This is a genomic window from Deltaproteobacteria bacterium IMCC39524, assembly GCA_029667085.1.
In the GTDB taxonomy this organism is placed as follows: Bacteria; Desulfobacterota; Desulfuromonadia; order Desulfuromonadales; family BM103; genus M0040.
This window is the reverse complement of sequence record JARUHJ010000001.1, coordinates 661754-677755: the sequence shown is the minus strand read 5'-3', so window position 1 is coordinate 677755 and position 16002 is coordinate 661754. Positions and strand designations below refer to the sequence as shown.

The window sequence follows — 16002 nt, the reverse complement described above, 5'->3', positions numbered from 1 at the left end:
GGCACCATTCTGAACTTCAGTTCTGAACGGTTTGCTTAGATTTTTGGCACCTGATCTGAGGTGCGATAACGCTCATCGACCCTTTCTCCACGACTTACCGGATCATCCCAGAATCTCCTGTTGGTCATTCTGCTGACATCGGCCCGGCTCAGCCCGATATCAGAGAGCAACCGATCATCCATCTCGGCCAATTGCCGACGTTGTTCAGACAGTTGATCCCAACGTATGATGGTGTTGCCAATACGCTTGAGGATGCTGCCGAGGTCTTGCCAGAAGCCATTTGTCGGGCGCTCTATACATGGGGTGGGGCATCTTTCCAGGATCATGATCTGTCTCCTTTTATTGTTTGTGTTCTGTTTGAATCGACTATAGCGAAATAAAACTTGATCAATCAAACGAATTGTATTTATGCTAGCTATCAATATTATTGATGCATGGAGGCCTTATGGCGATGAACCTGCCGACCGATTTGTTGCGAACCTTTGTTGCTATTGCTGATACCGGAAATTTCAGCCAGGCTGCAGAGCTGGTGCATCGCACCCAGTCTGCTGTCAGTATGCAGATCAAGCGTTTGGAAGAGTTGGTTGAGAAACCACTTCTGAAACGTGACAGTCGACATTCGAGCTTGACCTCGGATGGCCTGACTCTGCTCGACTATGCGCGGCGAATTCTGAAGCTGAATGAAGAAGCGGTTTCGCTTCTGACCCGGCCAGAGCTCTCCGGTTGGGTGCGTATTGGTCTGCCCGATGATTACGCGACCCGTTTTCTCCCCGAGATCCTCGCTGGGTTCTCGCGTACTCACCCGCGGGTGCAGGTTGAGGTTATTTGCGAGCCCAGCACCCAGTTGCGCCAGCGCATGAAGCGCCAGGAGCTGGATCTGGCAATGACGACCTCGGCTGTTCCTGATGAAGAGAACACCTTGCTGTTGAGTCAAGAAGCGGTGGTGTGGGCTACCTCGGAGCAGCATCGACCTCACGAAGAAACCCCGTTGCCCCTAGCCTTGTTTCCCAATGATTGTATTTACCGAACCTGGGCGATTGAGGCTTTGGAGAATGCAGAGATTGCTTATCGGGTCGCTTATAGCAGCCCAAGTAATATGGGCTTGCAGTCAGCGGTTATTGCAGGCTTGGCTGTAACGGCGACAAGCTTAAGCATTATCCCGCCGGGGATGCGTCAGTTGCTGCCCGAAGAGGGGGTACCATTGTTGCCGAGTGTATATTTCCTGTTGCATCGCAACCCGGCAACTGACAATTGTATTGTTGATTCTCTGGCTGAACATATTGCCAAAGCTTTTGGGGCTGTTGGTCAATGAGATCCCAGCTTTGAGGCAAAAGCTGGGATTGTTTTGTTATTGAAAGCTATCAATAGGACGCAAATGTGATATTTGATAGAAGTGCAAATAGGGTGTTTGCTAATGATAGTGTGCCTAATAATATCGAATATCTTAAGCTACTTAGAGCCAGATATAATCGTTCTTGGTCCGGTCAGACAGAAGGTTGCTAAGAAACCTGTAAAACGTTCGACACACAGAAGAGGGTAGAGTGTAAGCCAACAGATGAAGTTGATGCTTGGGATGCATTCATTTTGGTGACACTTGCGCGTTAGCCTTCCCGGCAAGTGTCACCGGCACTTAACTCACCCCTTATAGGGGAGATCAATTTTCAGAGTGCAGAGCATATTTGATAAAGAGTATTACTTTCCCCGCAAAAAGCTCTCGACTTCTCCAACCTTTTTAGCTTTGAGTCTGTCGCTGCAACTTCGTTGAGCATGCCGTAATGACGTGCCGCTGTTTTTTTGTCTCCCGCAAGTTCAGCAGTGCGGCCAGCTCCATAAAGGCTGTTAAAGCGGTTGGGGCTCCGTTCCAGGGTCGCCTCGTAGTACTGCTGTGCCTCTTGGTATTGTTTCAAATCTAACAGCATGTCGGCCAGCAACTCATGAGCAGGCAAAACTTCGCCTGGTGTAACCGGGTGCTTCTCTGTGGTGGCTTCTAATGCCGTGGCTTCGCGCATGGTTTTTAGGGCCGCATCCTTTTCGCCTCCTGCATAATCAAGCCAAGCTTCGACAGATAACCTTTGAATCTTGACCTGCTTGGCCCAGTAAGCAGAGGATTTAACCACCTGCTTTTCGAGTGTTTTGAGGTGCTCGATCGCTTCACGTGCCTTCACAGTGTCGCCTATGCGAGCCGCTCCGAGACCATTGCTAAAGTAGGTGATCGCCTCCATGGCGGGATTGACTTGCCAAGGATAGTTGCTTGGAGTTTGTGCTTCGAGGTTTGCCGCAGTTGCCCATTGCTGTCGTTCGAGAGCCATGCGTGCCGGAACAGCGGCGAAGCTGTAAGCGGATGCCACGTGAGTCTGATATGGTCCTTTAACAGCCATCAGCTCGTTAAGAACTTCTTCGGCCTTGGCATCTTCACCCCTTTGCAGGTAGGCGTAGACCAGGTAGTCCAAGGCATGGAGATAGTGCAATGAAATCTTTCCGTCTGCCGGATGTTTGAGGGCAGCGTTTGCTGAGCGACGGTTCATGTCGATCGATTCATCCCATAGCCCGAGCCTGGTGAAGATGTGGGCCGGCATGTGCAGCGCATGGGGAACCGCCGGGGCAATTTTGCCGTAGTTGCGTGCGACTTCAAGTGCCTCTATGGCCAGGGTCGGGTAGTCCAGGGCGTGGATGGTGTAATGATGTGCTCCAGGGTGATCGGGAACACTTTCGAGGACCTGCTTGGTGATCCTGGCGCTTTGTTTCTGTTTTGAATAGCTCTTGTCGCCTGGATCGACAGTTGCCAAATTAGCGAGAGCGTAGAAGCTGGCAGCCTCAATGTCTTTCGGGAACTGTTCATAAACCTTGCGCCATGCTTCAGCGTATGCGGCCAAATTTACCTTTTCGCTAATATTTCGTTCTTGGGAATAGTAACTTTCCAACGTCGCGATATAGGCTCTTTCCTGCTCATTCCTGGCCCGTTTTGCGGCTTCCGATGCCAGTTCTTTGCCTCTCGCAAACTCAGCTTCGTCAGGCGGGTCTGACCAGAGTGGATGAATATAGCTCATCGATTGGCCCCAGTAGCCTATGGCGCTGTCTGGATCGGTTTCGACCGTCTCAGTAAAGGCTGCGCGGGCTCCTACGTAGGTCATGTGGTGCAGCAGAGCGAGTCCGCGTTCTGCTGATTTGCTGGCTGTTTCGTTACAGGAAAAAGGTAGGATCACGGTACCTAACTGGTCACCGTAAATGTTCGCAGGACCTGATGCCTGCGCTTCCGAATGATTTTCATGGGCAAGGGCTACTCCTGAAAGAGAACTGAGGAGAACGACCAATCCCCATAGGCAGATTTTTTTCATGGCTGATCCCTTTCCGCTCCGCTCACACTAAAGTAAAAAAGCCGAGCTTACCGTTAGAATTTGTCCTTCGGTAGCTCGGCCATCTTGTAGTGAAAGGAGGTGAGATCCGCCGCTTTCCGTCCCCGCTTTTCAGCAGGTTTGGTTTTATCGAGACCTGTTAAATTTATTATCCTCTCCTGTTAGTTCTGGAGTCAAGGGGGGGCTAATTTAACAAAAGTTATCGACAACACATTGTGGGAGGATTAATAAATATCCTCCCGCAGCAAAGGCCATGTAAGTAATTGGAAACAAATGCGAATGTAATGCTTCTTCTAGTCAGACCTTAACGCTTCGGGTCTTATCTCGGCATCAAGCTCTTTGCCATAACTGAGGACGATTTTCGGTAAGGCTTCAACATCAGATGAGGTTGTCCTGAAGTTAACAATGCAGGCACGCAGAAGATACTTGCCTCCAATGACAGCATTTGAAATGAAGACCTCTCCGCTTTTTTGCAACCGGTTGACAAGCTCCTCGTTCAATTTATTCAAGTAATCCTCTGCAGTTGCTGATTCCTTGTTCAAGCTCTGAGGTATGAACCTGAAGGTCGTAATGCTCAAGTTTTGAGTTGCCTCTTGTAATTCCGGATATCTACCAACTTCTATGTGGAGATGCCTCGCAAGAGCGATGTCGTCGCCGATCATTTGAAGATAGCCTGCCCGGCCAACCTGGCGGAGGCCCAGCCATACCTTCAATGCGCGGAAACCACGAGAGTTTTGTAAGCCGAAATCGAGGTAATTGATTGGCGGGTCTTCTTTTGTTCCGTCAAAATTATAATAAGTGGGATGATGGCTGAAGGTTTCAATCAGATGCTGTTGCTCACGAACCAGAGCACAGCCTGCTTCCAGCGGACTGTATAGCCATTTGTGAGGGTCAAGTGCGAGTGAATCCGCCTGTACTAATCCCAGCAGGTGCTCAGGTGCGTCCGGTAGCCCGGCTGCCGGTGCACCGTAGGCGCCATCGACGTGGAACCATAAATTGTATTTTTTGCAGATGGTTGCAATCGTGGGCAGTGGGTCAATGGCCCCCGTACTGACTGTCCCGGCCGAGCCAACGACTAGAAAAGGAAGATAGTTGTCAGATAAGTCTGATTTGATTTGTTTTTCCAGGGCTTCCATGTCCATTTTTTGATCTGAATCTGTTTCAATCCAACGTACATGCTTGGCCCCCAAGCCGAACAGCTCGGCGGCCTTGTCTATCCAAGTGTGGGTTTCTCTTGAAACATAAGCAACAAGAGGTCGGTTACTTGTGGATAGGCCTTCTTCGTTAAAATCCGAATCTGCTTTTATCTTGCGAGCAGCCAGAAAACAGACAAAGTTTGCCATATTCCCGCCACTAACTAGAAGTCCGCCACAGGTCCTGGGGTAGCCAATCAAGTCTGCGACCCAGCGAATCGTCTGAGCCTCTATTTCGCTTGCGATTGGCGACAGTATAGCGGCCCCCACGTTCTGGTTTAATGCCGAGGCTAGCAGGTCGGCCAGTACTCCGATTGGAGCTGCAGAGGATGTAATATATCCCCAGAACCTAGGATGTCCGTTAAATAGTGAGTGGTCGAAGAGTTGATTTGTTACTTCTGCAAACAATTCTTTTGCGGAAGTCCCTCTTTCGGGAAGATTGTCGTTGCCAAGCAACTGGCGTATTTTTAGAAAGGACTCGTTGGTAGTGACAGGTCGTTGTGGGAGATCATCGAGAAATTCTGCAATATCCTCTATAAGTTGATGCCCCAACTCTCGAAATTCTTCTCCATGCATTTCCAGGGGGGCGTCCCGATTAATTAGATTCGGAAACTTGTTGTTGGTTGTCATGATTATTCTCCCGAAAGGAAAAACCACCCAGCACAGAAGGTGATTCCATTAAAGAAAATCTTTTCAGGGCACCTTATAGGGGCGACCAGGAATCAAACCGTCTCCAGATATTTATGAATCAGCTCAACAGCTACAGCTCCTTGTCCCACGGCGGAAGCCACTCGTCTAATCGCGCCATGCCTTACATCGCCAGCAGCAAAGATGCCTGGAACGTTGGTTTCGAGGATAAAAGGATCTCTTGGCAAGGTCCAATTCTTGGGTCGATTGCCGTCAATAAACAAATCAGGTCCGGTGTAAATATAATTATTCTCGTCCTTTTGAATGAGGTCACCGGTTAATTCCGTGGCTGGGACAGCGCCGGTAAAAATAAAAACGGCATCGGCCGCTTCAGATATGGATTCTCCACTGTCATTATTTGTTAAAGTAATGGTTTCTAACTTTGCGGCGCCTTCAACAGCGGTTAATTCTGTATTGCGGAGAGTCGTAATATTGTCTGTTTGACTTATTTGATCGATGAGGTAGGTCGACATGCTCTTTCGAAGGGATTTGCCCCGGTAAACCAAAACGACTTCACGGGCAAAGCGGGATAAAAACATGGCACCCTGTCCGGCGGAGTTGGCTCCGCCGATCACATAAACTTTTTTTCCTTTGTAATGAACTGCTTCCGAGCTTGCAGCTCCGTAATAGACTGAAACACCGATCAGCTTATCGATTCCTGGAAGATTAATCTGCCTGGTAGCCACACCTGTCGAAAGCAGGAGAGCTTTACAACTCAACTCGGTTCCGTTCTTCAGGCTGACATAGCGGTAGGGCCCCTCAGCGCGCATGCTACTAACCTCCTGAGTGGTTAGAATCTCTGCACCCAGACGCTTGGCCTGGGTGATCGCCCTGCGAGTCAAGTCGGCTCCGCTGATACCTTGAGGAAAGCCGAGATAATTTTCGATACGGGCACTCATGCCGGCTTGTCCACCTGCTGCATTCCGTTCTATGACAATCGCCTTCAAGCCCTCGGATGCCGCGTATACCGCTGCAGTAAGTCCTGCTGGACCTGCCCCGATAATAATAAGATCGTAATATGGTTTTTTTGCATGGGTCGTCATCCCCACCTTGTCTGCCAAAGTTGATAGCTCCGGATCAACCAAACTGCTGCCATCCGGAAAGAACAGCGTCGGCAACCTGAAATCTTCAGCGGAATCCAATTGAAGAAGTTTTTTTGCCTCTTCGTCTTTCTCGAAATCCAGCCACTTATAGGGCACTTGGCTCCGGGCAAGAAAATCTTTTATGTAGTGTGATTTGGCGGAATATAGCGTACCGACGACCCGAATTCCGCCATAAGGTATCGGTACAGTGTTCAACCAATCGCTCAACAAATCGTCAAGCACAGGATAGAGTCTCTCCTCAGGCGGGTCCCAGGGTTTCATCAGGTAGTAATCAAGGTTGATTGAGTTGATACTGGAGATGGCAACATCGGTATCAGCATAGGCCGTCAACAGAACTTTTTTTGTCTCTGGATAAAGTTTTGCAGCCTTTGATAGAAACTCGATGCCTGTCATCGTCGGCATGCGCTGGTCAACCAGGAAAAGCGCAATGGCAAGATTTCTTCGTTTAAGTTCCTTCACCGCTTCGATGGCCTCTTGCCCCGAGGAGGCTCTCATCACTTGATATTCGTTCTGGTATTGCGCCTGTAAGTCTCTGGAAACGGCATTTAGCACTTGAGGCTCATCATCAATGGCAAGAATAATTGGTTTATTCATTTCACGAGCTCCTTGACGTGTCTAATTTTTCGGCAGGTCGGAAGTCCATCGGCAAATGAACTGTAAAACAAGTTGAGCCGGGCTTCGACATCACGGACATCTCCCCATGATGCTTCTTGACAATGAGGTTTCGGCTTATATTCAGGCCGAGTCCCGTCCCCTCACCCGGAGGTTTGGTCGTGAAGAAGGGATCGAAAATCTTCGGCAGATGTTCAGGGGGGATGCCCGGGCCACTGTCCTCTATTTCGACCACGAGCCAAGGATCTTCCCGTTTTGCTCGGATAATCAAGGTTCCAGACCCCTCCATGGCGTCAATCCCGTTGTCAATGAGATTCGTCCAAACCTGGTTTAGCTCACTGGCATAAGCCTCGATCGCAGGAAGGTCCTCGGCATATTCACGAACAACTTCAACGCCCTTTTTCAGTTTGCTGCGCAGAATGATGAGCGTGTTATCCAGTTCTTTACGAAGATCAATCGATTGAACGGGTGCCTGGTCCATGTAGGTATAGGTTTTTAGAGCCTTAACCAGGGTTACAATCCGACCGGTGGCCAAGCCGATCTCCTCGACCAAGCTATAGATCGTGAGCTTGAGGCCAAACCACCTGATGACGACAGGGACTTGTTCCCCGGTGAATGGTTTCATAAGTTCGTCGAGATCTTCCTTCACGAAACCGACGTTAACAAGGGCCGGCACGACTTCGCCGTGATCCCGACAGCCTTGACCACGCAACCATTCTTCAAGGGCGATTTCTCTATCCGTGCGAGTAAGAACGTTCAACTCTACAGGTTCATGCGAGCGCTCCCTGGCCAACACGTCGAGCACGGCAAACATTTTTATCTGCCGCTCTTCGAAAGGAATTGAACCGATTCGGGCTAGTACTTCCTGTAGCTTCAACAATATGCTCTGCAAATGAGCCGCGCTACGCTGAGCTGCTGAAGCGGGGTTGTTCAGTTCATGGGCCATGCCCGCGCTGAGCTTACCCAGGGAGGCCATCTTCTCCTGTATGATCATTTGATTGTGCATCTCATTAATCTGTTTCAAGGTGGCTTCTAGCTCCTGGTTCTTTTCCTTCATCTCCAGGGATTTTCTCCGCAGCTCTTTTTCGCTTTGGCGAAGCGCTTCTTCAGCACGCTTACGTTCTCCTATGTCGCGAATAATTCCGGTGTAGTACCGTTCATTGCGAACCATCCAGGTCGAAAGAGATAACTCAATCGGTATTTCGTCGCCGCTTTTATTTCTCGCCGCCAGCTCGACCGTCTTACCAATAGCATGTGCTTCTCCAGTCTTGCTGAATCGATCCATACCATTGCGATGGGCCTTATGGAATCGTTCCGGGATAATGATCTCAACCCACTGACCTACTGCTTCCTCCTCACTAAATCCGAGAATTTTGGTGGCAGCTTGATTCCAGCTGATAATCTCTCCCTTATTGTTGGCAGAAATGATGGCATCAATGGCCGATTCGGTTACTGAACGGAACTTCTGTTCCGCCTGTTTGCGCTCCCCGATATCTCGGATGATCCCGGTGTAATAGCGCTTCTCGTCAAGAAACCAGGTTGCCAACGACAGCTCGACCGGAATTTCATCGCCACTTTTGCAGATGGCGGCAAGTTCCACGGTTTTGCCGATCGCGTGGGTCGCCCCTCCCGAACTAACTCTTTTTATCCCCTCAGCATGGGCCGTTCGGAAACGTTCGGGGATGATGATTTCTATGGATTTGCCAAGCACCTCAGCTTCAGTGTGACCAAACATCGAGGTGGCGGCCTTGTTCCAGGAAAGGGTTTTGCCTTCGGCATCAGCCGATATGATCGCATCGATGGCTGATTCCATGACCGACTGGAACTTCGCCTCAGACTCGCGCAGAGCCATACGCACTTTTGAAACGGTTACTTGGCGTTCGATGCGCGCAATAACTTCACGCTCATCAAATGGCTCAAGTACCAGATCATCGCTTGATTTGATGACTTTTGAGCGGGTCTCCAGATCTTCTGGGATTGTTGTGAAAATAAAGGGGAGATCAATGGTCTGCTTATCTGATTTCAGCTTGTCGATAAGCTCATACAGATCAATTTCCGTAATGTGTGCACTAAGCAGGACCAGGTCGGGGCTAGCATCCACAATGTTTGAGGATGATTCTTCGTTAGCTGCAACCTTAATAACTATGTAATTGTTTTTTTCCAGGATCTTTTGCAGAGCCTTAAACCTCTGTGCATCATTTTCTATGATACAAACGATCCCTTGATTAGCCACTGCTGTCTCCAGCTCAGGGTTAGGTTGACCTTAGATTCTTCCTGACAAAAGAGGAGGCAATTTGAGAAATTAATTTAGGGGTAAATTACCAACACTCATGCCTTGAGATTGACTCAACTTGTTCTAAAGCTTGCCGTGCACTCCTTAATATATTCACCTTGCACCACAAAGCCTTTGGTCTTGTTTTTCATAAGTGTACCATTAATTCAGCATCTCACAGAGCTGGGGACACTTGTTTTTAAGTGCCCCCAATTTTGTTGTCAGTCAATCTCTTTACTTCGTTTGACTTGCATGTAAGCTGATTGAAGAAACGTCAAATTGTTCTAAAGGGGTTGTTATGACTCGGAGAAACTGTCTGCCAGATAATGTTTTGCGTGTATGTGTGCTGCTGTGCAGCCTAATCCTTTTTATATCTCAAACAGCTTATTCAGACGTAATTATTGGGGGTGAAAGGATGTCCCCCGTTCTGGGTGATGAAGGGATGGTGGCAACAAGTCATTTTATTGCGAGTGAATCGGCGCAAAAGGTCTTGAAAGAAGGGGGCAATGCAATTGACGCTGCGGTGACAGCAGCCTTTGTGTTGGCGGTCACTCAACCAAGGTCGGGAAATATTGGGGGAGGTGGCTTTATGATGATCTCCTCTGAAAAGCAGAATGATGTCGTTGCTATCGACTATCGAGAAAAAGCCCCAAGCAAAGCAACTGTCGACATGTTCCTTGATAAAGACGGCAATGCCGATAGTGACTTGTCGCGTTATTCCTATCTGGCCACTGGGGTGCCTGGAACAGTTGCAGGCTTGGCTATGGCTTTGGAAAAATACGGCACTATTAGCCTTTCAGAAGCCATGAAACCGGCAATTAAACTTGCTGATGAAGGTTTTATCGTCACTCAAAGGTTTAGCAATGGCCTTAAAGATAAAGAAGATTTGTTGAAAAAATGGGATTCATCTGCCCGGGTCTTCTACAAGAAAGATGATGGTTATTACGAGCCTGGCGACCTGTTTAAACAGAAAGATCTCGCAGCAACCTTAAGCCGCATAGCGGAAAACGGTGCCAGAGAATTTTACGAAGGGGAGACTGCAAAACGTCTGGTCGCCGAGATGGACAAACATGGCGGTCTGATTAGCCTGGAGGACATGAAAAACTATTCTCCGGTGATAAGGACGCCGGTGCATGGGACCTATCGTGGCTATGATGTCTACTCAATGCCTCCGCCCAGTTCCGGTGGCGTACACTTGATCCAGATTCTCAATATTCTTGAAGGTTACCCGGTCGCTAAAGAGGGTCATAATTCGGCAAGAAACATCCATCTTATGGCAGAGGCTATGAAGCTGGCCTATGCAGACCGCTCGCAGTTCCTTGGGGACGAGGATTTTGTACAAGTTCCTATGAAAAAGCTCACTTCGAAAGAATATGCAGCAACCCTTCGAAATAAAATTGATGACGAGAAAGCAACTCCGAGTCATCGCATTCGCCCTGGCGAGTTCTTGCCCTACGAAAGCAATGAAACGACCCACTTTTCTATTGTGGACAAGTTTGGCAATGCCGTCTCAAACACTTATACAATTAACTTCAGCTATGGTTCTGGAGTTGTCGTAGAGGGGGCCGGGTTTTTACTGAATAATGAGATGGACGATTTCTCGGCAAAACCAGGAGTACCGAATGCCTATGGCCTGATCGGCGGCGAGGCAAACAAGATTGAGCCAGGCAAGCGTATGCTGAGCTCCATGTCGCCGACCATAGTTAAGAAACAAGGGAAAAACTTTTTAGTTACAGGCAGTCCCGGTGGTTCACGCATCATTACTACGACACTGCAGGTGGTCATGAATGTTATCGATCACAATCTTAATATTCTAAGTGCTGTAGCTGCTCCCAGAATCCATCATCAATGGTTACCCGATGAATTGCGGATTGAAGAAGGGCTTAGTCCAGACACTGTCAGAATCCTTCGCGAAAAAGGGCATAAGGTTAAACAGAAATCAGCCATGGGTGCTAGCCAATCTATTTTGATTGATAAAGGTTTATTTAATGGCGCTGCCGACCCTCGAAGATCGACAGCGCTTGCGGTAGGACCTTGATCTTAAATCGTTGAGCACTGACTTTAGCTGGAAAAAGAATTTTTCAATGCCAGGTTTAAGATAAAAGCCAGAATAAATAGTTCCAGATGATTGAAATTATTGATATCCTTTTGTTGCCACCCCCAAAGACAAGTTGTTAGCTCAAATCGAATCCGATCTGCTCGTTGTGAGAGATCTTTGAGCCTAAGCATGTATTGTTTGCGTGAAAAGATATGTCGCATGCTTGGGTGATTATTTACTCGCGTTCCACCTACCGCACCACGCGTTTCGGATTTTATGACCAACTGGGTAACAAAATACTTTCTACCTTTCCTCGTCATCGCCTTAATCGTTGCTCTTTACTTCGATTCAAGTTCGGTGGAGAAGGTTGATCTCGATTCCAGTTACAACGAGCCGGTGGCTGTCGCTCCTATACAACCCAGAACCGCTTCACGGCCGCCGTTAACTCGCGAGCCTCAAGCGTCTGCTCTTGTTACAAAGAGTCGCCTGGCGATAGGAGTGCGTTACAACTCTCTCAAAGATTTGGAGGCAGATCTACGAGCGCAAGGTTTCATACGTACTGGTTACTTTGGCAAGTTCTGGCCAGCTTCTGTTGCTGAAATTGCTACCGGTCGCAATGAGATCAAGTTTGTAAGGCAGGACAGGACGCCGCATCATTATAAAGGGTTTGATGGTTACAATATGAAGATGGTGCGGTTGTGGAGAGGAAATAAAGAGACGATTGTTGTTTTTCGGTCGGAAGAGAAGAGGTAGGGGTGAGATTAGAACAGGTATTATGTCCCCCGAACAGCAGTTTAGGAGAAGTATGAAAAAATTAGTCATTATTGTCGTAATCATTCTGTTCTGTGTCGTCGGTTGGGCTGGCGCAACTTATATCGTAGGCAGCAAGGTTGAGGATCAATATTTTAACCTGCTGCAGCAGAATTCTCACTGGGGTCCGATAACCTTGACCAGTAAGAGCTATCAACGTGGATTCTTTAGCTCTAAAGCTGAGATGCTTCTGGAGATAAAGGTTCCCCAAATACCCGTTGAAGAAGGCGAGGAGCCCACCATGGAGACGGTGGAGCTGGTCTTTGAACACACCCTGCATCATGGCCCTTTGCCGATCGTTGACGGCCAGGTTTCGTTCTCGCCTGCTCTGGCTCTGGTCGATACCCGTATGCTGCTCTTCTCTCCCGAAGACCAGGCCCTTGAGGAGCTACTGCAAAACATCCCGGAATTGAAAGAATCCTTCCTCCATCTTCGTTTAGGTTTCGATGGCAGCACGAATGGCAAGATCGAAATCCCACCATTTGAAAAGCATGAAGAGGGCGTTGAGTTTGTCTGGGGTGGCTTTATAGCGACTACGGACTATGCCCCTGGTGCTGGCACGCTGGTTGGAACGCTCGATATGCCAAAAGTAGAAATCCATTTTGATGATGGCACTCTGAGTTGGAGCGTAATCCGTGGTGATTTCGATCTGGTGGAGACCTTGCCGATGCTCTTTGTCGGAACCACTCAGATGGTGTCCGGAGGCATGGAGCTGGCCTTTATAGAGAAAGGTGGTGACGAGGAAGATAGCGAAGAGAGGACCGTCTTACAGTTGAAAGGGTTCAAGGCTGTCACAGATAGCAGCTTCGATGGCCAACTTGTACAGGTCACCCAGAACATGACCTTCGACGGGGCGAGCTTTGACGGTGAGAGCTACGGGCCTCTGGTCATCGATATGGAGCTGAAGAATATGGATGGCCATGCGTTCAGTGATTATCAGGTAAAAGTTATGGACATCTATCGTGAAGCCGACATATACGATCAGGATGCCTTGCTTGCAGAGCTCTTGCCCTTGTACACCGATCTGGCGATGGCGATGATGACCGGCAGCCCGGAATTCAATATCAATCGGTTCTATGTCAACACGCCGATGGGCGAGGCCGACGGAACTTTCAAACTGAAACTCGATAATCTACCGGGGGAAGCTCCCGATAATCTTGCCGCCATCTTCGACTACCTTCAGTATCTCGAATCATCAGCAGAACTGTCGGTCGATGAGAGTCTGCTTCGAGCTCTTCTGGCCAGCAATATAAAGAGTTCTCTCGAGCTTGAACTCGAAGCTGTTCGCGCGAGCGGGGTAGAGGTCGAAATGAGCGATGCAGAGATCGATGTTATGGTCGAGCAGCAGCTGGGGGAGCAACTGGAAATATATATTGCGCAGAATCTTATTGTGCGTGATGGAGATAAAATCAGAAGTAATGCTTCGTTTAATGGTGGTCAGTTGCTGGTGAATGGGCATGCTTTGCCACTTTTTGGGCAGTAGCTTGGAAAGTGGTGGGTGTAATTAAGTTCTTTAATCTTGAGTAAATTCAAAGTTCAAGACCCCACTCCACTCTGACCGCGCTGATATGCTAACATGTCAAACTGGTTACCGTTTTAAATTGATTTTATCTTCGTCGATAAAGGAGGCATCATGAAAATCGGAATATTTTACGGCGGCAGCACTGGCAATACCGCCTTAATCGCTCAATGTCTTGCGGAGCGAATCTCTACCGCACGCCTTTATCCCATTGCCAACGCAACCCGTGCGGATCTTGAAGGCTGTGATCTGCTGATTCTCGGCACTTCAAGCTGGCGCGGTGAGGGGGATCGTCTGCAAATCGACTGGAACGACGCCTATGACTGCCTGTGCGAGGCACAGTTGGAGGGGGCAAAGGTCGCTTTGTACGGGGTCGGAGATCAGGTCGGTTACCCTGATGCCTTTGTCGACGGGATGAAGGCACTGCATGATCTTGCGGTGGCGGCCGGAGCGACCATCATAGGCAAATGGCCGGATAAAGGCTACGATTACTCTGCCTCCGCCGCGGTTGAAGGGGATTATTTCCTCGGTCTGCCTCTTGATGTTGAAAATCAGGACCAGCTTACAGAGCAGCGCCTGGACGCCTGGGTGTCTCTACTGCAGGAAGAAGCGGGTATCAGTTAATTTGTCTGCGGGGTCAGGTCTTTAATATTGAGTGTGTGACACCGGCGACATTGGGGTGCGACATTGGGGTCGGACCAAACTAAGTAACTGCAATCAAGAGAAATATCTCTTCAAAGTGCCCATTCTTAGGCCTTCGAAACCCCATTTTTAAACCAAAGTGGATAAGTTAAGCGGTAATGACAGGATTCAGGCGCATGGGTATCGGGGACACTTCCTGAGGTGTCCCTCTCGTGTCCCCTCAAGTTATCAAAATCTCAACTCAATCCGCGGATACACACCACAATTTTCCTTTAAACATCGTTCCACATCCTCAACCAAAGCAACTACCTCGATGCCAAGATAAACACCCTCTGCAAAACTTATCTTTTCAATGCCGGACCGGGTGAGTGACTGCGCACCGCGGGGTTCGTTGCTAAATCGCTTTAACTGCGCCCCAGCCAATTGGATCAAGCCCTGTACGAAAACGCCACAATCTGTTGATTTATGACCTGCAGCGATCCACACCGTTTCCAGTGCTTCGTGCGCTTCCCACCAGTAACCATGGTTGAAGAGGTCGATGCCGTACAGGTATGATTAGCAGGTGCGCCAATCATTTGGTGAAAAGTGAAGAAGGTAGTCGTCTTCATCATTGTAGGAGTGACCGGCCGGATCTGTGCGCGGATGGGGAAGGGGATTATCCTTTTGGTAAGGCAGGTACCGGTAGGACGGAAAAGGACGTTGCGTATATCGTGTCAGATCCGGTTTGAGGAAGGTCGGTTTCATTTCGAATGTCCCTTTTAAGTGCCCCCATTCAATTGCTTTACTTCTTAGTTCTCCAAAATTCCATCCACCGCATCGAACAGGTCGTTGCAGACACATGCCCCAGGTGCAGCAATTTTCTGTTCGTCTCCCGGCTGGTATTTCCCTGTTTTTACCAGTGCCGCCTTTAACCCGGCTTTCAGCGCACCATTAACATCTGCGAAAACATCGTCGCCAACCATCAAAGTCTCTCTTGGTCGGCAGCCGAGTTGGGCAACCGCTGAATGAAAAAAGGCCGGAGACGGTTTGCCGAGGACAATTGCCTCACAATCGGCGGCATACTCCAGGGCACGGATAAAAGGCCCGGCATCCAAACTCATACCGCCGGCCTCTTTGAAGAAACGATTGTCACCAACAGCCAACAGACGAGCCCCCTTGATCAAGAGCCGGAAAGCCTGGTTAAGATTCTCATAGGACAAGGCTTCGGCGGCATCACAGAGCACAACTGCGTCGGGAGTTCCACCGGAGAACTCTTTGAATTCTTCTTCAATCGCAGGGTGAACAAGCAACCAGGGAGAGAGCTCATGCTCTCGCAGGTAACCCTGGACGGCCAGGGGGGCTGTGAATATTTCCTCTTCATTGACGGCAAAGCCCATACCTATTAGCTTTTGCAGTATTTCCTTGCGAGAACTACGAGAGCTATTCGTTAGGTAGCACATGGGGATTTTCTCTGCCTGCAGCTTTTGCACTGCTTCTAATGCCCGGGGCAGAACCTGATTATCAACATAAATCGTCCCGCTCAGGTCGAGTAACACACCTTTGATCATGACCAACCCTCGCTGTTTGGTATTTCTGCCAATTATATCGCAAAGGGGCATTCTCGCAGGCCACCTGCACGAGCCTGTCGGTGCCAGTGTCCGAGGTTGGACCAAGTCAAGTTGCTGGAGCTGGGGAGACGCAAAATAGCGTGTCCCTTTGGTTTTTTTATTCAATTGCTGCTGCCCGGCTTTGCTCTGCTGACTTTGTTGCGCAGTTTGTGGCAAGAGGATTGAT

11 protein-coding genes and 1 riboswitch are annotated in these 16002 nt (G+C 49.0%); of the genes, 5 read left to right on the top strand and 6 right to left on the bottom strand.

Annotation, left to right across the window (positions count from 1 at the left end):
* Positions 1 to 35: 35 nt before the first annotated feature.
* Entirely contained in the window at positions 36 to 326 is a 291-nt protein-coding gene (locus P9J64_03185; GenBank protein ID MDG5467317.1) for a DUF1127 domain-containing protein, read from the bottom strand.
* Between the two features lie 119 nt (positions 327 to 445).
* Here P9J64_03185 and P9J64_03180 point away from each other — a divergent pair, with 119 nt between their 5' ends.
* Positions 446 to 1312: a LysR substrate-binding domain-containing protein gene (locus P9J64_03180; GenBank protein MDG5467316.1), complete on the top strand. Its 867-nt coding sequence runs from the start codon at positions 446 to 448 to the stop codon at positions 1310 to 1312.
* Between the two features lie 349 nt (positions 1313 to 1661).
* Here P9J64_03180 and P9J64_03175 read toward each other — a convergent pair whose 3' ends face one another.
* From P9J64_03175 to P9J64_03160, 4 genes are all read right to left on the bottom strand, one after another.
* A complete protein-coding gene (locus P9J64_03175) occupies positions 1662 to 3335 on the bottom strand; it encodes a hypothetical protein (protein MDG5467315.1) in 1674 nt (557 codons plus the stop codon).
* Between the two features lie 66 nt (positions 3336 to 3401).
* Positions 3402 to 3488, bottom strand: a riboswitch (cyclic di-GMP riboswitch).
* A gap of 158 nt (positions 3489 to 3646) precedes the next feature.
* Positions 3647 to 5176: an aminotransferase class V-fold PLP-dependent enzyme gene (locus P9J64_03170; GenBank protein ID MDG5467314.1), complete on the bottom strand. Its 1530-nt coding sequence runs from the start codon at positions 5174 to 5176 to the stop codon at positions 3647 to 3649.
* A gap of 92 nt (positions 5177 to 5268) precedes the next feature.
* Complete coding sequence (locus tag P9J64_03165; GenBank protein ID MDG5467313.1) at positions 5269 to 6930, bottom strand: FAD-dependent oxidoreductase; 1662 nt, start codon at positions 6928 to 6930, stop codon at positions 5269 to 5271.
* 1 nt (position 6931) lies between these two features.
* Positions 6932 to 9181, bottom strand: a complete 2250-nt coding sequence (locus tag P9J64_03160; protein MDG5467312.1) for a PAS domain S-box protein — start codon at positions 9179 to 9181, stop codon at positions 6932 to 6934.
* Positions 9182 to 9518: 337 nt separating this feature from the next.
* On the opposite strand from P9J64_03160, the gene ggt reads away from it, so the two are divergent.
* From ggt to P9J64_03140, 4 genes are all read left to right on the top strand, one after another.
* Positions 9519 to 11258 carry a gamma-glutamyltransferase gene (gene ggt, locus P9J64_03155; protein MDG5467311.1) on the top strand — a complete coding sequence of 580 codons (1740 nt, stop codon included), beginning with the start codon at positions 9519 to 9521 and terminating at the stop codon, positions 11256 to 11258.
* A gap of 276 nt (positions 11259 to 11534) precedes the next feature.
* Positions 11535 to 12011 carry a hypothetical protein gene (locus P9J64_03150; protein ID MDG5467310.1) on the top strand — a complete coding sequence of 159 codons (477 nt, stop codon included), beginning with the start codon at positions 11535 to 11537 and terminating at the stop codon, positions 12009 to 12011.
* A 52-nt stretch (positions 12012 to 12063) separates the two neighbouring features.
* The gene (locus P9J64_03145; protein ID MDG5467309.1) at positions 12064 to 13551 is read left to right on the top strand and encodes a YdgA family protein; all 1488 of its coding nucleotides are present in this window, start codon (positions 12064 to 12066) and stop codon (positions 13549 to 13551) included.
* A gap of 150 nt (positions 13552 to 13701) precedes the next feature.
* A complete protein-coding gene (locus tag P9J64_03140) occupies positions 13702 to 14211 on the top strand; it encodes a flavodoxin (protein ID MDG5467308.1) in 510 nt (169 codons plus the stop codon).
* 806 nt (positions 14212 to 15017) lie between these two features.
* Here P9J64_03140 and P9J64_03135 read toward each other — a convergent pair.
* Positions 15018 to 15782 carry a TIGR01458 family HAD-type hydrolase gene (locus P9J64_03135; GenBank protein ID MDG5467307.1) on the bottom strand — a complete coding sequence of 255 codons (765 nt, stop codon included), beginning with the start codon at positions 15780 to 15782 and terminating at the stop codon, positions 15018 to 15020.
* Positions 15783 to 16002: the final 220 nt, after the last annotated feature.

What these genes read in the sequence shown, in the direction of transcription:
- P9J64_03165 (MDG5467313.1), bottom strand. Translation starts at nt 6,930, where the DNA reads ATGAATAAACCAATTATTCTTGCCATTGATGATGAGCCTCAAGTGCTA.
- P9J64_03150 (MDG5467310.1), top strand. Translation starts at nt 11,535, where the DNA reads ATGACCAACTGGGTAACAAAATACTTTCTACCTTTCCTCGTCATCGCC.
- P9J64_03145 (MDG5467309.1), top strand. Translation starts at nt 12,064, where the DNA reads ATGAAAAAATTAGTCATTATTGTCGTAATCATTCTGTTCTGTGTCGTC.
- P9J64_03170 (MDG5467314.1), bottom strand. Translation starts at nt 5,176, where the DNA reads ATGACAACCAACAACAAGTTTCCGAATCTAATTAATCGGGACGCCCCC.
- P9J64_03185 (MDG5467317.1), bottom strand. Translation starts at nt 326, where the DNA reads ATGATCCTGGAAAGATGCCCCACCCCATGTATAGAGCGCCCGACAAAT.
- P9J64_03180 (MDG5467316.1), top strand. Translation starts at nt 446, where the DNA reads ATGGCGATGAACCTGCCGACCGATTTGTTGCGAACCTTTGTTGCTATT.
- ggt (MDG5467311.1), top strand. Translation starts at nt 9,519, where the DNA reads ATGACTCGGAGAAACTGTCTGCCAGATAATGTTTTGCGTGTATGTGTG.
- P9J64_03175 (MDG5467315.1), bottom strand. Translation starts at nt 3,335, where the DNA reads ATGAAAAAAATCTGCCTATGGGGATTGGTCGTTCTCCTCAGTTCTCTT.
- P9J64_03140 (MDG5467308.1), top strand. Translation starts at nt 13,702, where the DNA reads ATGAAAATCGGAATATTTTACGGCGGCAGCACTGGCAATACCGCCTTA.